16 protein-coding genes are annotated in these 19,293 nt (G+C 66.6%); all 16 read right to left on the bottom strand.

Annotation, left to right across the window (positions count from 1 at the left end):
* Positions 1–416 precede the first annotated feature (416 nt).
* Positions 417–1,796, bottom strand: a complete 1,380-nt coding sequence (locus C4S71_RS12605) for an ABC transporter substrate-binding protein (RefSeq protein WP_235014356.1) — start codon at positions 1,794–1,796, stop codon at positions 417–419.
* A 268-nt stretch (positions 1,797–2,064) separates the two neighbouring features.
* Entirely contained in the window at positions 2,065–4,128 is a 2,064-nt protein-coding gene (locus tag C4S71_RS12600) for a prolyl oligopeptidase family serine peptidase (RefSeq protein WP_103969349.1), read from the bottom strand.
* A gap of 111 nt (positions 4,129–4,239) precedes the next feature.
* A complete protein-coding gene (purU, locus tag C4S71_RS12595; protein ID WP_103969348.1) occupies positions 4,240–5,106 on the bottom strand; it encodes a formyltetrahydrofolate deformylase in 867 nt (288 codons plus the stop codon).
* A gap of 85 nt (positions 5,107–5,191) precedes the next feature.
* The gene (locus tag C4S71_RS12590; RefSeq protein ID WP_086510493.1) at positions 5,192–5,842 is read right to left on the bottom strand and encodes a sarcosine oxidase subunit gamma; all 651 of its coding nucleotides are present in this window, start codon (positions 5,840–5,842) and stop codon (positions 5,192–5,194) included.
* The gene (locus C4S71_RS12585; RefSeq protein WP_103969347.1) at positions 5,835–8,885 is read right to left on the bottom strand and encodes a sarcosine oxidase subunit alpha family protein; all 3,051 of its coding nucleotides are present in this window, start codon (positions 8,883–8,885) and stop codon (positions 5,835–5,837) included. The genes C4S71_RS12590 and C4S71_RS12585 overlap by 8 nt, the downstream gene beginning before the upstream one ends.
* Complete coding sequence (locus C4S71_RS12580) at positions 8,882–9,274, bottom strand: sarcosine oxidase subunit delta (protein ID WP_103969346.1); 393 nt, start codon at positions 9,272–9,274, stop codon at positions 8,882–8,884. Before C4S71_RS12580 ends, C4S71_RS12585 begins: the two co-directional genes overlap by 4 nt.
* A gap of 165 nt (positions 9,275–9,439) precedes the next feature.
* On the bottom strand, positions 9,440–10,690 hold the full coding sequence (locus C4S71_RS12575; RefSeq protein WP_086510496.1) for a sarcosine oxidase subunit beta family protein: 1,251 nt from the start codon (positions 10,688–10,690) through the stop codon (positions 9,440–9,442).
* A gap of 47 nt (positions 10,691–10,737) precedes the next feature.
* Positions 10,738–12,036: a serine hydroxymethyltransferase gene (gene glyA / locus C4S71_RS12570; RefSeq protein WP_086510497.1), complete on the bottom strand. Its 1,299-nt coding sequence runs from the start codon at positions 12,034–12,036 to the stop codon at positions 10,738–10,740.
* A gap of 268 nt (positions 12,037–12,304) precedes the next feature.
* Positions 12,305–13,342 carry a GlxA family transcriptional regulator gene (locus C4S71_RS12565; protein ID WP_103969345.1) on the bottom strand — a complete coding sequence of 346 codons (1,038 nt, stop codon included), beginning with the start codon at positions 13,340–13,342 and terminating at the stop codon, positions 12,305–12,307.
* 102 nt (positions 13,343–13,444) lie between these two features.
* Positions 13,445–14,431, bottom strand: coding sequence for a GTP 3',8-cyclase MoaA (gene moaA, locus C4S71_RS12560; RefSeq protein WP_103969344.1), 987 nt, complete (start codon positions 14,429–14,431; stop codon positions 13,445–13,447).
* Positions 14,428–14,847, bottom strand: coding sequence for a putative zinc-binding protein (locus C4S71_RS12555; RefSeq protein WP_086510525.1), 420 nt, complete (start codon positions 14,845–14,847; stop codon positions 14,428–14,430). Before C4S71_RS12555 ends, moaA begins: the two co-directional genes overlap by 4 nt.
* A 43-nt stretch (positions 14,848–14,890) precedes the next feature.
* A complete protein-coding gene (locus C4S71_RS12550) occupies positions 14,891–15,631 on the bottom strand; it encodes a Crp/Fnr family transcriptional regulator (RefSeq protein WP_086510526.1) in 741 nt (246 codons plus the stop codon).
* Positions 15,594–16,832: a molybdopterin molybdotransferase MoeA gene (locus C4S71_RS12545; protein WP_103969343.1), complete on the bottom strand. Its 1,239-nt coding sequence runs from the start codon at positions 16,830–16,832 to the stop codon at positions 15,594–15,596. The genes C4S71_RS12550 and C4S71_RS12545 overlap by 38 nt, the downstream gene beginning before the upstream one ends.
* Positions 16,829–17,413 carry a molybdenum cofactor biosynthesis protein B gene (gene moaB, locus C4S71_RS12540; RefSeq protein ID WP_086510528.1) on the bottom strand — a complete coding sequence of 195 codons (585 nt, stop codon included), beginning with the start codon at positions 17,411–17,413 and terminating at the stop codon, positions 16,829–16,831. The genes C4S71_RS12545 and moaB overlap by 4 nt, the downstream gene beginning before the upstream one ends.
* A 165-nt stretch (positions 17,414–17,578) precedes the next feature.
* On the bottom strand, positions 17,579–18,400 hold the full coding sequence (locus C4S71_RS12535) for a peptidylprolyl isomerase (protein ID WP_086510529.1): 822 nt from the start codon (positions 18,398–18,400) through the stop codon (positions 17,579–17,581).
* Positions 18,401–18,605: 205 nt separating this feature from the next.
* Complete coding sequence (gene narI / locus C4S71_RS12530) at positions 18,606–19,283, bottom strand: respiratory nitrate reductase subunit gamma (RefSeq protein WP_103969354.1); 678 nt, start codon at positions 19,281–19,283, stop codon at positions 18,606–18,608.
* Between the last annotated feature and the right edge of the window lie 10 nt (positions 19,284–19,293).

Below are 19,293 nucleotides of genomic sequence, written 5' to 3'. Positions count from 1 at the left end.
CTGTGGCAGACCATCAGACCTCCCAGGGTAAGACGCGCGACCTTCCTCCCATACACCCGCCGCATCTACTGCCGCCCCTTCCGGATAGCTATTGGGCTTCGAGTTTCTTGGCCCTCTCGCCCAGGTGGCGACAGCCTCGTATGCGATTTCTGTTCGTCGGGCCGGGAGTTTGCCTCCAACTTCCTTCAGATTCCGTCTCGCGACGGACACCCTTGCTGTTCGGCTAACGGTTCCCGCTATCAGGGTCCGTAGGGGACTTTCACCCCCAAGTCATTCCGAGGCACCACCCTCGGAAACAGCGCCCGTCGGGCGCTGCGCGCCATGCCTGGCGCACCAATAAAAAGGGCGCGGAGAATTCCGCGCCCGCCTTTCTCATACTTTAAACAAGGAAGAAATCCGACTGAGGTTCACTTCATTTATTTCATGGCGAGTGACTCATCACCGGAAGCGGACAGAGCAATCATTCTTCCACCGTTATCGGCGATGTATGTCTGCGAGTCGTCCCGCTTCATGAAGGCCGCCACCTCACCATCAGGCGTTTCAGCAAGAAAGGCGGCCTTGCCGAACATCTTGATCCCGCTGTGGTGGTCGTAGACATAGGTGGAGTAGACCTCTCGCCCTTCGGTGTCCGCTGCTCGGTAGGCCACCACCATGTCGGCCACACTCTCGTACTCGACGATGCCCTCGTCGGCGAACCATATCTGGGCCGGGCTGAGATCCGGGTTCTGCGCCTGGGGTATGACCATGCGCTCCAGGTCGGCGGCATAGTCCAGACCGGACGCCGCATAGGCACGCCGGATGTAGCTGTCGTCGACCCAGGCATCGAAATCGAGATCGGGTATGCTGCGCTCCTCCTGGAGCAGGGCGTGATCGTACTGCAGCGCCTCGACCCACTCGGGCTTGATGGTGGCGTCCAGGGTGCTGATTCCCCCCTCGCTGAGGTAGAGATAGAGCACCTCCTTGGCCACACCGGTCCACTCGCTGAGTTGCGTGGCGGCACGCACCGGATCCTCTCTGATCCACTGCTGCGCCTCGAGGGTTGCCTGCAGCACGGCCTCGACCACCTCCGGGTAGCGATCGGCAAATGCCTTGCGCACCACGATGCCGTGGAAGGTCGGCACACCGGCTTCGCTGCCGTCGAAGATCTTGCGCCCGGTACCGCGGAACTCCATCACCTCCGACCAGGGGCCGAAGTCGGCATGGGCATCGATACGGTTGCCGGCAATGTTGGCCACCCCCACCGGCGGGCTCTGGTCGACGATGGCGATCTGCCCATCGAGTCCTGCATCGCGCAGGGCCTTGAGCGTCATGCCCCAGGCGGCACTGCCCACCGGCGTGGAAATGCGCTTGCCTACCAGCTCTTCGAGGGAGTGTACGTCGGAGGCCACCGGCACCACGATGCCGTTTCCGGTCCCCTCGCGGTTGTACCCGGTCACGGCAATGAAGCGGGTTTCATGTCGGCCGGTGGCCTGAAAGTTGGCCCCATTGACGATCAGTGGATAGTCGCCCATCACACCGAACTCCAGGTTACCCGCCATCATCTGATTGGTGATGGGCGGGCCTGAATCATAGTCGCGAAAGATGATGTCGTACTCGGCATCGGCGTAATCCCCTTCCGTGGGAAGATACTTTTCGATGAGGCCAAGCCTCTCCAGCACGATGCCGCCCGCAACGGTATTGGTCACCATGCTCTGGTGACCGATACCGATGGTGATGCGCTCCGCCAATGCAGGGTTACTCAGCAGAAAGAGTATCCCCAACAAACTGCAGCCGATGAGTCGGTTCCGGTTCTTCATGTCCAGTCACCTCCGGTCAGGGTGGGTTGTACTTGTACTATCCGGTCATTACCTTCACCCATTGATCTGCAGTGCGCGTGCCATCCTGCGCGACTTTCCGCCCATCTGCATGATTCGAATAAGGGAAAGGTCAGCCTGACCGGGACAAACCACGCGACCGTCAGCCGCCTCATTGCGCACGCATAGTGCGCAATGCGTGACTTTCGGCATCATCATGGCGCAGCCATTCAGATGCCGAACAGGACAACTAGAACAAATCGCTTACAGGCTAAGTATCCGAAATCTCATCGCTTAACGTCTGACTCAGGAACATGAACGCCAGGGCCTGCATATGGGCGCGCTGGCGGTTGTCGGCCGCGCCGCCGTGGCCGCCTTCGATGTTTTCGTAGTAGAGCACCCGATGCCCCTGCTCACTCATGCGTGCCATCATCTTGCGCGCGTGGCCGGGGTGGACGCGGTCGTCGCGGGTGCTGGTCATCAGCAGCATGGGCGGGTAGTGGGCCGCGGGATCGAGGTTGTGGTAGGGCGAGACATCGCGAAGGAACTCCCAGTCGTCGCTCTCGGGGTCGCCGTACTCGGCCATCCACGAGGCGCCGGCCAGCAGCAGGTGGTAGCGGCGCATGTCGAGCAGCGGCACCTGGCACACCACGGCGCCCAGCAAGTGCGGGTAGCGGGTGAGCATGTTGCCCACCAGCAGGCCGCCGTTGGAACCGCCCTGGATGCCCAGCCGCCGCGCTGAAGTGACGCCGCGTTCGATGAGATCCTCTGCCACCGCGGCGAAGTCCTCGAACGCCTTGTGGCGCTTCTCGCGCAGCGCCGCCTGGTGCCAGCGCGGGCCGTACTCGCCGCCGCCGCGGATGTTGGCCACCACGTAGACGCCGCCCTGGCTGAGCCAGGCGCGCCCCACCCCGGGGCTGTAGCCGGGCAGCAGCGGCACCTCGAAGCCGCCGTAGCCGTAGAGCAGGGTCGGATGCTCGCCGCTGGGCTCGAGATCGCGCTTCGCCACCTGGAAGTAGGGAATCGGCGTGCCGTCGCGGCTGGTGGCGAAGTGCTGGGTCACCTCGAGCCCCTCGGCGTCGAACAGCGCCGGGGCCTGCTTGAGCGTTTCCAGCGCCTCGCCGACCCGGCCGTGCAGCAGCGTGGTCGGCGTGAGGTAGTCGCTGACGATGACGAACACCTCGTCGCTCTCCTCGTCGTCCACCGCGCTCACGCTAATGCTGCCCAGCGTCGGCACGCCCGCCAGCGGCTCGGGCTGCCACTGGCCTTCGCTCGGGGTGAGCACGTAGAGCCGGTGCTTGACGTCGTCGAGCACGTTGAGGATCAGGTGGCGGCGGGTCCAGGTGACGTCGGAGAGCGAGGTGCGTTCGGTGGGGGCGAACAGTACGCGCAGCTCGCGTTCGCCGCCCATGAAGGCGTCGAAGTCGGCGAGCAGCAGCGCGCCGGCGGGATGGGTGGTGCCCGCCACCTCCCAGGGCTCGCGCAGCTCGATCATCAGCCACTCGCGGTGCACCTGCTTGTGGGCCGAATTGGGCACCTCGATACGGGTGAGGCTGCCGTCGGCCTGGCGCAGATAGAGCTCGTTGTCATAGAAGGCCCGGGCACGGCTGACGAAGTCACGCTCGAAGCCGGGGGTGGAGTCGTGCGCGGCGCCTACGGCCATGTCGTCGGGCTCGGCCTCGAACACCGTCTCGGCGTCGGCCATCGGCGTGCCGCGCCGCCACTGCTTGACGATGCGCGGGTAGCCGGAGCGGGTCATCGAGCCTTCGCCGAAGTCGGTCTGGACGTAGACCGTGTCACGGTCGATCCAGCCCAGGCCGCCCTTGGCCTCGGGGCGGTAGAAGCCCGCTTCGACCCAGCGCTTCTCGACCAGGTCGAACTCGCGGGTGACGTCGGCATCGGCACCGCCGCGGGAGAGCGACACCAGGCAGTGGCGCCAGGGCGCGTCCGGCGATTCGGGGCGCAGGCAGTGGGCACCGTGCCATACCCAGTTCTCGCCCTCCTCGGCGTTGAGCGCGTCGAGGTCGATCAGCACCTCCCACTCGGGCCGCGCCTTGCGGTACTCCGCCAGGCTGGTGCGCCGCCACAGCCCACGGGGGTGGTCGCGATCCTGCCAGAAGTTGTAGAAGTGCTCGCCGCGCTTGACCACGAAGGGGATGCGGTCGTCGGCCTCGAGGATCGCCTGCAGGTCGTCGCGCAGCGCGGTGAAGCCCGGCGCATCGGCGAGCCTGGCCTGGCTCTCGGCATTGCGCTGCTCGACCCAGGTCAGGGCGCGTTCGCCCTCGACCTCTTCCAGCCACAGGTACGGGTCGTGCTCGTCGAAGGGGGCAGCCATGCGGGTCTCCTGGTGGGCCGTCGTTTTGCCCACCAAGCTAGCCCGCTATGGCCAGGGACTCAATGCGCCTACGCAAGGAATGACCAAGCGCAGCCAGTTTTCAGGCATCGCCTAGCGCTGGAACACCACCGTGCGGTTGCCATTCAGGAACACGCGTCGCTCCACGTGCAGCGCCACCGCCCGGGCCAGGGTCAGGCACTCGATGTCGCGGCCCTTGGCGACCAGGTCCTCCGGGTAGTCGGCATGACTGACCGGCTCGACGCCCTGGGTGATGATCGGCCCCTCGTCGAGGTCGTCGTTGATGTAGTGGGCCGTGGCACCGACCAGCTTGACGCCTTTCTCGTAGGCCTGGTGGTAGGGGCGCGCGCCCTTGAAGCCGGGCAGCAGCGAGTGGTGGATGTTGATCGCCCGGCCGGAGAGCCTGGCGCTCATCTCGCTCGACAGTACCTGCATGTAGCGCGCCAGGATCACCAGCTCGGCGCCGCTCTCCTCCACCACCCGCCACACCTGGGCCTCCTGCTCGGCCTTGGTCTCGGCGGTGATCGGGAAGTGGTGATAGGGGATGCCGTGCCACTCCGCCAGCGACGCCAGGTCGGGATGGTTGGAGACGATGGCGCGGATGTCGATGGGCAACTGCCCGGTACGGTAGCGATAGAGCAGGTCGTTGAGGCAGTGGTCGGCCTTGGAGACCATGATCACCACCGGCATCAGCCGCCCCGGCGGCGTCAGCTCGAAGCGCATCTCGAACTCGGCGGCCCGCTCGGCGAAGCCCGCCTGGAAGGTGTCGGCGTCGAAGCCGGCCTCCTCGGGGCGAAACTCGGTGCGAATGAAGAATTGGCCGCTCAGGCGGTCGTCGAAGGATTGCTGCTCGGTGATGTAGCAGCGCCGCTCCTTGAGGAAGCGGGTCACCACGTCCACGGTGCCCAGGCGGCTGGGGCACTGCGCGACCATGATCCAGATGTCATCGTGTCGTTTCATGCTGCTCCCTCCGACGCTCCGGCGGTGAATGGAAAAAGGGCCGGGGAACCCCCGGCCAAGCGCGCCTGGCAAACGCGATGTCGTGTCACCGCTCCACGCCGATGGCATACTCGGCGCCGGCGTCCAGCAGCCAACGATAGCAGTAGTCGGAGAAGCTGCGGCGCAGCACCAGTTCCCAGCGGGTTTCCGTGGGGCGGCGCAGGATCAGGTTGGTCTTGGCGAACACCGCGGTCACGCCCTTGCCCACCGGGAAGGCCTCGGGGTGCACGTCGCTGGGCGTCGACTTCATCAGCAGCTCACGTGCCTTCTCGCCCGACAGCTCAATCAGCGTCTGGCCGCCGCTGACGTTGACGATGGCGTAGTGGGCATCGCCCAGGGCGTTGCGCAGCTCGCCCTCCAGCTCGAACTCCTCGCCACCGGGTACGATCAGCAGCCACTCGTCGGGCGAGAGCCACTGGATCGATCGCGCACCATCCTCGCTGTGGCTGAGGGTGTTGGGCCGAGCCGGCAGGCCAAAGCCCAGCACCGCGCGCACCGCTTCGTCGAGCACGATGGCGCCGCCGCGCAGGATCAGATGACCGAGCATGGCCCGCTCGCGCAGCACCACGCGGCTCTTGGCGCTGGGGGCCGGAGCCCCCGAACGCTGGTAGGAGTAGGCCAGCGGCGATTCCACCGGGATGTTGGCTTCGGTGCGGGTATCGAAGGTACGGGCCTTGGCAACGACAGGGTTAGACATTCTGGCGCTCTCCCTTGGGGTCGACGAAGATCGGGCTGACGATTTCGGCCTCATGGACCTGGCCGTCGGCCATGGGCAGGTAGACGGTCTCACCCATCTTCTGCTGACCGCCCTTGACCACGGCCAGGGCGAAGCCTGAGTCCAGGGTCGGGCTGTAGTAGCTCGAGGTCACGTGGCCCGCCATCGGCATGGGAATGGCGTGCTTCGGGTCGAAGACGATCTGCGCGCCCTCCTCCAGCACCACCTTCGGGTCCTTGGGCTTGAGACCGACCAACTGCTTGCGGTCCGTGCGGCGGGTGTCGCTGCGCGTCAGCGCGCGCTTGCCGATCCACGAGTACGGCTTGTCGTAGCCCACGCACCACTGCATGCCCAGGTCTTCCGGCGTCACCGAGCCGTCGGTGTCCTGGCCGACGATGATGAAGCCCTTCTCCGCGCGCAGCACGTGCATGGTCTCGGTGCCGTAGGGGGTCAGGCCGTACTTCTCGCCGTGGCTGAACAGCGTCTTCCACACGTGCATGGCATAGTTGGCCTGGACGTTGATCTCGTAGGTCAGCTCGCCGGTGAAGGAGATGCGGAACACTCGCGCCGGTACCCCGGCGACCTTGCCTTCGCGCCAGTCCATGAACTTGAACGTGTCGCGGTCGAGATCGATGTCGGTGATCTCGGCCAGCAGGTTGCGCGCCTCGGGTCCGGTGATCGTCATGGTCGCCCAGTGATCGGTCACCGAGGTGAAGGTCACGTTGAGCTCGGGCCATTCGGTCTGGTGCCACAGTTCCAGCCACTCCAGCACCGCGGCGGCGCCGCCGGTGGTGGTGGTCATCAGGAAGTGGTCGTCGGCCAGACAGCTGGTCACGCCGTCGTCGGTGACCATGCCGTCGTCCTTGCACATCAGCCCGTAGCGGCACTTGCCGACGGCCAGCTTCTCCCACTTGTTGGTGTAGACGCGACCCAGGAACTCGCGCGCGTCGGGGCCCTGGATGTCGATCTTGCCCAGGGTCGAGGCGTCGAGGATGCCGACCTTCTCGCGCACCGCGCGGCACTCGCGGGCTACCGCATCAAACATGGTCTCCTTCTTGCCGTTGACGACCTTGGGGAAATACCAGGGGCGCTTCCACTGGCCGACGTCCTCGAACTCGGCGCCATTCTCCACGTGCCACTGGTGCAGTGCGGTGTAGCGCTCGGGGTCGAACAGGTCGCGGCAGTGGCGGCCGGCGATGGCGCCGAAGGTGACCGGGGTGTAGTTGGGGCGGAACACCGTGGTGCCCACCTCGGGAATCGTCTTGCCCAGGCAGCGCGCGGCAATGGCCATGCCGTTGATGTTACCGAGCTTGCCCTGGTCGGTACCGAAGCCCATGGCGGTGTAGCGCTTGACGTGCTCGATGGACTCGAAGCCTTCGCGCGTCGCCAGTTCGATGCCCCCGGCGGTAACGTCGTTCTGCAGATCGACGAACTGCTTGGGCGCACGCAGGGTCGGCTTCTCGTGAGGCACCTGATACAGCGCACAGGCCGGCCCTTCGCGGCGGGCGTCGACCTGCGGCAGCTCGACCGCCCTGGCCGATTGCCCCAGTGCTTCCAGCGCCTGGGCGGCCATGGCCACACCATCGGCCATGCCTGCGGCCAGGTCGTGGATGCCTCGAGCGCTGCCGGCAGCATGTACGCCTTTCACCAGGCTGGGCACGAAGCCGAGGATCTCTTCGTTCCAGGTCGGCCGCGCACCGGTGTGCGAGGCCAGATGGATCACCGGGCTGTAACCGCCGGAGCTGGCGATGGTGTCGCAGGCCAGGGTCTCGGCCTGGCCGGTGACCTTGAAGGCGTCGAGGTCGATCTTGGCCACGCGGGCCGCGCTGACGCGCTTCTCGCCCTTGGCCTCGATCACCGCGCTGCCGGTGATGATCCGAATGCCCTTGGCCTTGGCGGCGTCGATCCAGTCGCCCTGCGGATTGGCACGGGCGTCGACGATGGCCACCACCTCACGACCCGCTTCGACCCAGTCGAGCGCGGCGCGATAGGCGTGATCGTTGCTGGTGGAGAGCACCAGCTTGTTGCCCGGCACCACGCCGTAGCGGCGGATGTAGGTGGACACCGCGCCGGCCAGCAGGTTGCCCGGCACGTCGTTGTTGGCGTAGACCAGCGGACGCTCGTGGGCGCCGGTGGCCAGCAGCACCTGACCGGCACGCACACGGTGCATGCGTGAACGCACGCCACGATGGCCGTCGACCAGCGGTGCCGTCTCGCCCAGGTGCTCCGTGCGTCGCTCGTGCAGCGTGACGAAATGGTGGTCGTGGTAGCCGTTGGCGGTGGTGCGGGGCAGCAGCATGACGTTGTCCAGCCCGGCGAGCTCCTCCAGCACGCGCTCCGCCCACTTGGCGGCCGGCTGCTGGTCGAGCAGTTCACGGCTGTCGAGCAGCGAACCGCCCATCTCTTCCTGCTCGTCGGCCAGGATCACCCGCGCGCCGCTGCGGCCCGCGGTCAGCGCCGCCGCCAGGCCGGCGGGACCGGCGCCGATCACCAGCAGGTCGCAGTGCTGATTGAGGTGATCGTAGCTGTCCGGATCGGCTTCCATGGGGCTACGGCCCAGGCCTGCGCCCTTGCGGATGTACTTCTCGTAGGTCATCCACATGGAGGCCGGCGCCATGAAGGTCTTGTAGTAGAAGCCCGGCGGCATGAAGCGCCCGCCCAGCTTGCCCACCAGACTCATGACGTCGCGCTGCACGTTCGGCCAGCCGTTGGTGCTGCGCGCCACGAGGCCGTCGAACAGCGCCTGCTGAGTGGCACGCACGTTGGGCACCTGGGCGGCTTCGTTGCTGCCCAACTGGACCAGCGCGTTGGGCTCCTCGGCGCCGGCGGCGACGATGCCGCGCGGGCGCGAGTACTTGAAGCTGCGGTTGACGATATCCACGCCGTTGGCCAGCAGCGCCGAGGCCAGGGTGTCGCCGGCATGGCCCTGATAGTGCTGGCCGTTGAAGGTGAAGCCGAGCTTGCGCGAGCGATCGATACGCCCGCCCTCTTTGAGACGATTCGGCTGTGTCACGGACTTGCTCATGCCTGCTCCCCCTTGACCGCTTCTACCGCAGCGTTGCTGGCGCCCACGGTCTGTTGTCCTCCGCCGGCCACCTGCACGTTGCCCTGGATTTCGCCACTCGCCAGGCTCTCGGCGGTGATGCGGGGCCGCTCACCCATCTTGTAGGTTTCGAGAATCTCGTAGGTCACGGTATTGCGCGTGACGTTGAAGAACTTGCGACAACCGACGGCGTGCACCCACATCTCGTGGTGGATGCCGCGCGGGTTGTCACGGAAGAACAGGTAGTCGCCCCACTCCTCGTCGCTGCAGGCTTCGGGGTCCTTGGGGCGGACGATGTGTGCCTGGCCCTTGGGACGGAACTCCTCTTCCTCGCGATGCTCCTCGCAGTAGGGGCAGTAGATATGGAACATTATTTATTCCCCCCGTAAGTCGGGATAAGAACTGTGAGCTGCTGCGCCAGCGAGCCGCGTGAGGGCAAGGCGTCCGATGAAGAGGAGCCGCAGTGTACGGGGTAGGTACATGAGGACTCCGATGAATCGGACAACGCAGCCATCGCGTGGCGCAGCTCGCAGAAGTCAGTGAGCAACGCCAGCGGCGCCGTGCTCGTCGACGAGAGCGCCGGTATGGAAACGGTCGATGGAGAACGGGGCCGCAAGCGGGTGAGCCTGGTTCTTGGCCAAGGTCCAGGCGAACACATGACCCGAGCCCGGCGTGGCCTTGAAGCCACCGGTACCCCAGCCACAGTTGAAGAACAGGCCCTTCACCGGCGTGGCCGAGAGAATCGGGCAGGCGTCCGGGCAGGTGTCGACGATGCCGCCCCACTGGCGGTTCATGCGCACCCGCGAGAAGATCGGGAACATCTCGACGATGGCCTGCAGGGTGTGCTCAATGGTGGGGTAGCTGCCGCGCTGGCCGTAACCGTTGTAGCCGTCGATGCCCGCGCCGATGACCAGGTCGCCCTTGTCGGTCTGACTGATGTAGCCGTGCACGTGGTTGGACATCACCACGGTGTCGAGCACCGGCTTGAGCGGCTCGGAAACCAGCGCCTGCAGCGGATGCGACTCCAGCGGCAGGCGGAAACCGGCCATCTTGGCCAGCACGCCGGAGTTGCCCGCCGCCACGCAGCCGACGGTCTTGGCTTCGATGTCGCCGCGGTTGGTGTGCACGCCGTAGACCCGGCCATCGCGGATCTTGAAGCCGGTGACCTCGGTGTTCTGCAGCAGGTCGACGCCCAGCGCGTCGGCGGCACGGGCGAAGCCCCAGGCCACGGCATCGTGACGCGCCACGCCGGCGCGCGGCTGCCAAGAGGCACCGAGGATCGGATAGCGGGCGTTCTTCGAGCAGTCCATGATCGGCACGATCTCCTGGATCTGCTCGGGAGTGAGCACTTCACCGTCGATGCCGTTGAGGCGGTTGGCGTTGACCCGGCGCTGGATGTCGCGCATGTCCTGCAGGGTGTGGCCGAGGTTCATGACCCCACGCTGGGAAAACATCACGTTGTAGTTGAGGTCCTGGGAGAGCCCCTCCCACAGCTTCATGGCGTGCTCGTAGAGCGCCGCGGCTTCGTCCCACAGGTAGTTGGAGCGCACGATGGTGGTGTTGCGCGCGGTGTTGCCGCCGCCCAGCCAGCCCTTCTCGACCACCGCCACGTTCTTGATGCCGTGTTCCTTGGCCAGGTAGTAGGCGGTGGCCAGGCCGTGGCCGCCGCCGCCGACGATGATCACGTCGTACTGCTTCTTGGGGGTGGGGTTGCGCCACTGGCGCTCCCAGTTCTCGTGGTGACTGAGGGCGTGCTTGGCCAGCCCGAATCCTGAATAGCGTTGCATCTCGTCTCTCCTCGACCGGCCCCGCCGAGGGGGCCGATTTCATACATTCAGGCGGTGGCGGTTTCTTCTACCGCGGCCGGAGCGGCGCCGTAGACCGGGTGGCGCTCGCACAGCTCGGCGACCTTGGTGCGTACCTCGGCCTCCACGGCATCGGTGTTGCCCTGCTCGGCCAGCACGTCGAGGATGTCGCAGATCCAGCCGGCCAGGGCCTCGCAGTCGGCCACGTCGAAGCCGCGCGAGGTTACCGCCGGGGTGCCGATGCGCAGGCCGGACGTCACGAACGGGCTCTGCGGGTCGTTGGGCACGGCATTCTTGTTGACGGTGATGTGGGCCCGGCCCAGCGCCGCATCGGCGTCCTTGCCGGTCACGCCCTGACGAATCAGCGAGACCAGGAAGAGGTGGTCGTCGGTACCGCCGGACACCACGTCGTAACCGCGCTCGACGAATACCTTGGCCATGGCGCGGGCGTTGTCGATCACGCGCTGCTGGTACTGCACGAAAGCCTGGCTCATGGCCTCCTTGAAGGCCACCGCCTTGGCCGCGATCACGTGCATCAGCGGACCGCCCTGCTGGCCGGGGAACACCGCGCCGTTGAGCTTCTTGTACAGTTCCGCATCGCCATGGGCGGAAAGGATCAGGCCGCCGCGCGGGCCGCGCAGGGTCTTGTGAGTGGTGGTGGTGACCACGTGGGCGTGGGGCACCGGGCTCGGGTAGAGACCGGCGGCAACCAGGCCCGCCACATGAGCCATGTCCACCATCAGCCAGGCACCGACCTCATCGGCGATGTTGCGGAAACGCCGCCAGTCGACCACACGGGAGTAGGCAGAGAAGCCGGCAATGATCAGCTTGGGCTTGTGGCTGCGCGCCAGCCGCTCGACCTCCTCGTAGTCGATCTCGCCGGTCTCGGGGTTCAGGCCGTACTGCACCGCGTGGTAGTGCTTGCCGGAGAAGTTGGGCGCCGCACCGTGGGTCAAGTGACCGCCGTGGGCCAGGCTCATGCCGAGCACGGTGTCGCCGGGGCTGACCAGCGCCATGAAGACGGCGGCATTGGCCTGGGCACCGGAGTGGGGCTGCACGTTGGCAAAGTCGGCGCCGAACAGATCGCAGGCGCGCTCGATGGCGAGCTTTTCGACCACGTCGACGTGCTCGCAGCCGCCGTAGTAGCGCTTGCCCGGGTAGCCCTCGGCATACTTGTTGGTCAACTGTGTGCCCTGGGCCTCCATCACGGCCCGGCTGGCGTAGTTCTCGGAGGCGATCAGCTCGACGTGGGCCTCCTGGCGGGCCACTTCGTCGGCAATGGCGGCGGCAACCTGAGAATCGAATGCGGCGAGACCGACCTGGTTCATGACTGACTCCTGTTGTTGTCTGCTATCTGTTGTCGGGTATCGGCAGGGCTTGCCTCGAATCTATCGGCTACCTGCCCAGGTGAAAAATTTGAAATCCTTATGCTTGGATTAAAGGCAACCGGGAGCAGGAAAGATTGAACGAATGCGACAGGCTTGCTGAATGTCCGAGTCGGGCCGGCCGCCCTGGCATATTGGCTCGGGCTGATGGAGCACGCGCCGAGGAGGTGCGCTCAAAGCCGCATGAGGCGGACGGGTGAAGCAAGCCGGCTCAGAGCGCCGGGCGGCCCTCGACGTGCAGGAAGAAGGGATCGACCCGGGCGCCTCCCGGCTCGCCGACGCTCTTGCGCATTTCCGACGGCGTCATGCCGAAGGCGCTGCGAAAGTGGCGCGAGAAGTGGGCGGTATCGGCGAAGCCGCAGCGCTCACCGATTTCGGTGATGCTCTTGCCGGTGTAGTGCAACAGCCACACGCCGTAGCGCAGGCGCAGGTCGCGGGAGAACTTCTGCGGGCTGACGCCGAGCGTCTCCTTGAAACGGCGCTCCAGATTACGGCGTGAGGTGCCGACCCGCTCGGCCAGCACCTCCATGGAGATCATCTCCCCCAGGTGCTGCTCGAGCAGCGCAATGGCCTTGCGCACCACGCGATCCTCGATCTTGCCGAACACCACCGGCTGGGGCTGGGGGTGAACTCCCGTTCGCGCCTCGTCGAGCAGCATGATGTGCAGGCTCTTCATCGCCCACGCCTTGCCCAGGTGGCGCTCGATCAGATAGGCAGCCAGGTCCGCTCCCGCCGCACCGCCGGCACAGGTGAGGCGGTCACCGTCGTCGATGAACAGACGATCGGCAACGGGCTCGATGGCAGGAAAGCGCTGGATCATGTCACGGTGGTGATACCAGCTCACGCAGCAACGGCGCCCCTTCATCAGACCCGCCTGAATCAGCGCAAAGACCCCGGTGCACAGCCCGACCAGCGGCACTCCGGCATCCGCCGAGCGACGCAGATAGGCCAGCGCCGTGGAGTCCACGCGGTCGCGCTCGTCCTGCACCCCGCCGATCACCACGATGTAATCGAAGCTCGCCGGATCGCGGAAGGGCTCGCAGGGCGAGATCGCCGCCCCGCAGCTGGAAGTGGCCTGCTCCCCCGTGCTGGTCATGAAGGTCCAGTGGCAGCGCAGCTGGCGGCTGCGGTCACCCTCGTCGGCCGCCAGACGCAGGCAGTCGACGAAGGCCGCAAACGGCAGCAGCGTGAAGCGGTGCAGCAGGACGAAGCCGACCGAGAGCGGTTCTTGCACAGCGACCGGGATCATGAGGAAACGTCCTTTGGGCAGGGCTCGATACTCTACCCCGACATTGCCCCTGACGCCCGTGTCGGTCAAGTCAGCGGGACGATGCGACGAGACAAGCCGCCGTCAGCCCCCGGTCATGTTCATGAATCGCACCACCTGCACATCGCCATCAGTGGTGAAGTGGTGACGCTCGGGCTTCTTCTGCATGGCGGCGACGATGGCGGCCTTGAGCCGCTCGAGATCGCCGGGGTAGCGGCGCATCACGGCACGCAGGTCGACCGAGTGTTCGTTGCCCAGGCACAGCAGCAGGCGACCCTCGGCGGTAACGCGTACGCGGTTGCAGGCGGCGCAGAAGTTGTGGCTGTGGGGCGAGATGAAGCCGATACGCGAGTCGCTGTCGGCCATGCGGTAGTAGCGCGAAGGGCCCAGGGTGGTCTCGGTGGTGGGCAGCAGCGTGTGGCGCGTCTCGATGGCGGCGCGCACGTCGTCGCTGGAGCAGAAGGTCTCGCCGCGGTCGTGGCTCATGTTCTGGCCCAGCGGCATCTCTTCGATGAAGCTGATGTCGACGTCTTCGGCGCGAGCGAATTCCACCAGGTCGAGCACTTCGTCGTCGTTGCGCCCCTTGAGGATCACCGCGTTGAGCTTGATGCGCTGGAAGCCGGCTTCCCGGGCGGCGCGGATGCCGTCGATCACCCTGGCGAGATCGCCGGTGCGGGTCAGGGCGCGAAAGCGCTCGGGATCGAGCGAGTCGAGGCTGACGTTGAGCCGCTTGAGCCCGCCCCGATAGAGGGCACGGGCGTGCTTGACCAGCCCGGCGCCGTTGGTGGTCATGCCGAAGTCGCGCAGGCCCGGCAGTGCGCCGAGTTCGGCCACCAGCTCCTCGATGCCACGACGCACCAGCGGCTCGCCGCCGGTGAGGCGGATCTTCTCCACCCCCAGTTCGACGAAGGCTCGCGACAGCGCAGCGATCTCCTCCAGGGTCAACAGCCTGGCACGGGGCAGGAAGGTCATCTCCTCGGCCATGCAGTAGACGCAGCGAAAGTCGCAGCGGTCGGTGACGGAGAGGCGAACGTAGCGCACGGTGCGGCCGAAGCCGTCGATCAGGCTCATGGGTTTTCCTCAGCGCTTGCCTCGACATGGGCCGGGGCGTCCATCGGTAGGCGGGCGATCAGTTCGCCGACCTGTTCGGCCACCTCGCAGACGGTCTCGTCGTCATAGCTCTGGCCGCGACGCTTGCGAAAGCCCTGCTCGTAGAGCTTGACGTGCTGCGTGGCGGTCACCCCGGCCCGGGCCAGGCAGTGGGTCACGCAGTGCATCTGGCAGCCGTCGATGGCGACGATCGGCCGCCCCGAACGGGCGATGCGTACCAGGCCGGGAACACCACCGCCGACGCCAGAGATGCACGACATCTCGGCCACGCCGGTGTGGTCGAGCCGCACGGCCACGTCGTTGGCCAGCTGCGCCACGTCGGAGCAGCCGGAACAGGAGTAGACCAGGGTGCGAGGTTTGTTCGCGGTTCGGGACATGCAGCCTCCCCTCTTTGCAACGCGCGACCCCGCGCCGACGACCTCAGTCGTCGGCCAGCATGGCGTCGCGCAGTTTCTGCTCGTCGAGCACCGTCAGACGCTGGCGGTCGATGCCGATCACGCCGCCGTCGCGCAGCTTGGCCAACAGCCGCGACAGGGTTTCCGGCGTCATCGCCAGCTGGGCGGCGAGCCAGCGCTTGGGAATCGACAGGCGCACCACCCGCGGCGTGCGACTGCGCCCCGCCGGCAGCTGGCGCAGGATGTAGCTGACCAGCCGCGACATGGCGTCGGCCTGGGTCAGCAGCGCCAGGTCCTCGAGGCGTTCGGTGAGCTCCAGCGCCAGCCGGCTCATGAACTCGGCGCGGCAGGCCGGCTGCCGGTCCATGATTTCGCGACAGTGCTGGGCGGGAATGGCCAGTACGTGGGTGCGGCGCAGCGCCTCGGCGGAGTAGAGGTAGACCCCGGCGCTGGAGACCATGCTCAGCTCGCCCAGGGTGCCGCCGCGCTCGACGCAGCGAATGGTGGCCAGGCGGCCATCGCCGGCGCTGCGCGCCAGACGCACCGCACCGTTGATGACGATGTAGAGCCAATGTGCCGGCGCATCCTGGCGGAACAGCCACTCGCGGGTCTTCAGCGACTGCAGCTCGGAATCCTGCAGCAGTGCCGTCACCTCTTCCTCGTCGAGTTCGCTCAACCAAGGCACGCCGTTGACCAGCTCGCGCAGCTGCTTGGGCTTGAACAGCAGATCAGCCGAACTGTCCGGCGGGTAAATAGGGGTATTCACGACCTTCCTCCACGTCGGTATCGGCGGCCATCATCAGATAACCGTGCGCCTGGCTGGCGGCATGCAGCATATGCGAGCCCTGCCCGCCGGCCAGCAAGGCTACCGGATGGCCGCCTTGCCAGTCGAGCGTCACACGCAGCAGCTCACGCCGCCCGGGACTGCCCCGCCGCGAGAAGCCGGCGCGGACGCGATATTGTTGTAGCGGCCCGACGGTGCGGCCCTGGCAGCCTTGAACGAAAGGTCTCGCCAGCAGGTGCCAGCCCACCAGGGAGGCCACCGGGTTGCCCGGCAGACCCAGTAGCGGCACGCCCTCGGGCGAACCGTCGTCCAGGTAGCCGAAGGCGAACGGCTTGCCCGGCTTCATCGCCACGCCATGGAACCAGAGCCCGCCGAGCTCGTCGAGCACGGGCCTGACGTGGTCTTCCTCGCCCACCGACACACCGCCGGTGCACACCACCAGGTCGGCGCCGTCGCGGGCGGTGGCGAACGCCTCACGCAGGGCGTCGGGATCGTCGGCGATGATGCCGAGATCCAGCACCTCGCAGTCGGCCTGCTCCAGCAGCGCCTGCAGCATCACCCGGTTGCTGTTGTAGACCAGCCCGGGGGCGAACGTCGCACCCGGCTCGATCAGCTCGTCGCCGGTGGAGATCAGCGCCACCTTGAGGCGCGGCAGTACCGGCACCTCGGCGATGCCCTGGCTGGCCAGCAGCGCCAGCGCTGCACTGTCCAACGTCCAGCCCGCCGTCAGCAGCGTGTCGCCTTCACGGTACTCTTCGCCGCGCCGCCGAATGTTGGCTCCCGGCTTCGCTTCGCCTGCGACATGCATGCGCCCCGCCTCATCCAGGCGTACTCGCTCCTGAGGCACCACGCAGTCTGCGCCCTCGGGCACCGGCGCGCCGGTGAAGATACGCGCACAGCCGCCTTCGGGCAGAGAGGTCACGCCGGCACCCGCCGGCACCCGCAGGACGACCGGCAGGCCGGCATCGCTGAGCTCCGCCAGGCGCAGGGCATAGCCGTCCATCGCGCTGTTGTCGACGCCGGGCATGTCCAGCCGTGCCGTCACGTCGCGGGCCAGCACGCGACCGACGGCCCGCTCCAGCGCCACGAGCTCCTCGCCTCGCACAGGCTCGGCCGCGGCTATCATTCGCGCCCGGGCCACGTCCAGGTCGAGCAATCCTTTGGCAAGCGTGGCACAGCTCATGCGCGCATACCTTGACCGCGGTTAGGTACCGAGTCGACGCTGCGCGACTCGCAGCAGCGCTGCTCGGGCAGCACCATGGCGACGAAGTTGCACGGCCGGGTGCGGGCATCGAGCTGGCTGGCCAGAATGCCATCCCACGCCGTGGCACAGGCCTTGGGCGAGCCGGGCATGGCGAAGATCAGGGTGCGATTGGCCACGCCGCCCACCGCCCGCGACTGCACGGTGGAGGTTCCGATGCTGTCGAAGGATAGCTGACGGAACAGCTCGCCGTAGCCGTCGATGGCGCGGTCGAACAGCGGTGCGAGGGCCTCGGGTGTGGTATCGCGGGCAGTAAAGCCGGTACCGCCGTTGACCAGAATGACCTGCACGTCGTCGCGCACCACCCACTTGGAAACCACCGCACGAATCCGGTAGATGTCGTCGGGCACGATGCGTCGGTCGACCAGCGCATGGCCAGCCTCGGAGAGGCGTTCACTGAGCAGGTCGCCGCTGCCGTCGCGGTCGAAGCCGCGAGTGTCGGAAACGGTCAGCACGGCAATACCGAGCGGCACGAAGCGAGCGTTGGCGTGAACGTGGGACATGAATGTTCTCCTCACTGCCGCCATGCAGGCAGCGTATTAAACGTGGAGAAATCGCCGAGCGGGATGAAGCGCAAGGCGCACGGAGCGCAGCACCCGGAGCCTAGTGGGTTCTAGGTGAGGAGTGCGAGCACCGCGCAACGCAGCGATTCGCCCGCGCAGGCATTTCTACTGCATCAAGCTGCCGGCGGCGTTGTCGTCGAGCTCTACCCCTTCGACGCCGATCTCTTCTTCCAGCGCCAGCAGGTAATGACGCAGGGCGCGGCGGGTGGCCTGTTCGCGCAGCGTGTGGCGCACGCGCTCGGCCACCTGTTCGAAGGGCAGGCGCTGGCCGCCCTCGCGCGCGTCGATGCTCACCAGGTGCCAGCCGTAGCGCGAGGCCAGGGGCCGGTCGTGCAGCCCTTCGGGCAGGTGCTGCAGGGCGCGGTCCAGCTCGGCCACGGTCTGCCCCTGCGCCAGCCAGCCCAGCTCGCCGCCCTCGCTCTTCGAGGGGCAGGCGGAGTGACGCATGGCAAACTCGGTGAAGCGCTCGGGGATCGCCTCGAGCTCTTCGAGCAGCGTCTCGCCCAGGCGGTACTGGGCGTCGCGCGCCTCGGCGTCGTCGGGAGCGGCGGCCAGCAGAATATGGCGAACGGCGATGCGGGTCGGCGCACTGAAGCGTTCGGGCTCGGCGTCGAAGAAGCGGCGGCAGGCTTCTTCTTCGGGCTCCGGTACCTGCAGTTCCCGCTCCAGCAGGGTGGCGATGGCGGCATCGTGCTCGCCTTCGTCACGGGAATCTGCGCTCAGCAGACCGAGTTCGACGGCGCGCTGGCGCAGCAGCTCGCGAACCACCAGGGCGCGGGCGGCCGCAAGCTTCGCCTCGTCGGCGGTCGCCGCCGGGTGGTACTGCATCTCGCGGGCGATGCTCTCTTCGTCGATAGCCTTGTCCCCGACCTTGACGGGCGGCGGAGCGTAGCGGCCCGGCAGCTGTGCGATCTCGATCATTTGCATGGTGCTGATCCTCTAATACATGACATAAGCGGCTGTACAAGCTCGGGGCTGTTCCGTCGGCAGGCCTGCGAGGAGGCGCTGTGAACCCATCCCTGGGCGCTACTTTTTCCATCCCTGGAAAAAGACCTCCTCTTCGGCCTGCCCCCGGCGCCCCTCAGGAATGCACCGGGATTGCGACGCTGGCCGAGCGCAGCCAGCTTTTACCTCAAGCCCGGCGACGCACGATTTGATAGCGCCGCGTCACATAGCCCATCGGCACGCTCCACACGTGAACCAGACGGGTGAAGGGGAAGACCAGAATGATGGTCAGACCCACCAGGATGTGCAGCTTGTAGATCCAGCTCACGCCCTCCAGATAAGCGGCAGCACCGCCCTGGAAGTACACGATGGACTGCGCCCAGCCGGAGAACTGCAGCATCTTGCCGCCGTCCAGGTGGCCCAGGGTGGGCAGGATGGTGAGCAGGCCGAGCGCCACCTGAAGCACCAGCAGGCCGATGATCACGGTGTCCATGGTGCTGGAAGAGGCACGCACCCGCGGGTTGGTCAGGCGCCGATGGAACAGCATGGCGCCACCTACCAGACACATCACGCCGGCGATACCGCCTACCACCACGGCGATCACCTGCTTGGTGCCGGCACTGATGAAGGGGCTGTAGACCCAGTGCGGGGTGAGCAGGCCGGCCAGGTGGCCGAAGAAGATCACGATGATGCCGATATGGAACAGGTTGCTGGCCATGCGCATGTTCTTCGACGACAGCATCTGGCTGGAGCCAGTCTTCCAGGTGAACTGGCCCTGGTCGTAGCGCAGCAGGCTGCCGATCAGGAAGACGCTGCCGGCGAGGTAGGGGTAGAGCCCGAACAGCAGGGTATCGATGTAGTTCATGAAAGAGTTC

The sequence above is a fragment of the Billgrantia desiderata genome (assembly GCF_900108215.1).
Taxonomy (GTDB): Bacteria; Pseudomonadota; Gammaproteobacteria; order Pseudomonadales; family Halomonadaceae; genus Halomonas; species Halomonas desiderata.
The sequence above is the reverse complement of the archived record's forward strand: the minus strand, read 5'-3'. Positions and strand labels throughout refer to the sequence as shown.

Bases quoted from the DNA above. Each gene is read 5' to 3' on its own strand.
- C4S71_RS12605 (WP_235014356.1), bottom strand. From the start codon at position 1,796: ATGAAGAACCGGAACCGACTCATCGGCTGCAGTTTGTTGGGGATACTC.
- C4S71_RS12600 (WP_103969349.1), bottom strand. From the start codon at position 4,128: ATGGCTGCCCCCTTCGACGAGCACGACCCGTACCTGTGGCTGGAAGAG.
- purU (WP_103969348.1), bottom strand. From the start codon at position 5,106: ATGAAACGACACGATGACATCTGGATCATGGTCGCGCAGTGCCCCAGC.
- C4S71_RS12590 (WP_086510493.1), bottom strand. From the start codon at position 5,842: ATGTCTAACCCTGTCGTTGCCAAGGCCCGTACCTTCGATACCCGCACC.
- C4S71_RS12585 (WP_103969347.1), bottom strand. From the start codon at position 8,885: ATGAGCAAGTCCGTGACACAGCCGAATCGTCTCAAAGAGGGCGGGCGT.
- C4S71_RS12580 (WP_103969346.1), bottom strand. From the start codon at position 9,274: ATGTTCCATATCTACTGCCCCTACTGCGAGGAGCATCGCGAGGAAGAG.
- C4S71_RS12575 (WP_086510496.1), bottom strand. From the start codon at position 10,690: ATGCAACGCTATTCAGGATTCGGGCTGGCCAAGCACGCCCTCAGTCAC.
- glyA (WP_086510497.1), bottom strand. From the start codon at position 12,036: ATGAACCAGGTCGGTCTCGCCGCATTCGATTCTCAGGTTGCCGCCGCC.
- C4S71_RS12565 (WP_103969345.1), bottom strand. From the start codon at position 13,342: ATGATCCCGGTCGCTGTGCAAGAACCGCTCTCGGTCGGCTTCGTCCTG.
- moaA (WP_103969344.1), bottom strand. From the start codon at position 14,431: ATGAGCCTGATCGACGGCTTCGGCCGCACCGTGCGCTACGTTCGCCTC.
- C4S71_RS12555 (WP_086510525.1), bottom strand. From the start codon at position 14,847: ATGTCCCGAACCGCGAACAAACCTCGCACCCTGGTCTACTCCTGTTCC.
- C4S71_RS12545 (WP_103969343.1), bottom strand. From the start codon at position 16,832: ATGAGCTGTGCCACGCTTGCCAAAGGATTGCTCGACCTGGACGTGGCC.
- moaB (WP_086510528.1), bottom strand. From the start codon at position 17,413: ATGTCCCACGTTCACGCCAACGCTCGCTTCGTGCCGCTCGGTATTGCC.
- C4S71_RS12535 (WP_086510529.1), bottom strand. From the start codon at position 18,400: ATGCAAATGATCGAGATCGCACAGCTGCCGGGCCGCTACGCTCCGCCG.
- narI (WP_103969354.1), bottom strand. From the start codon at position 19,283: ATGAACTACATCGATACCCTGCTGTTCGGGCTCTACCCCTACCTCGCC.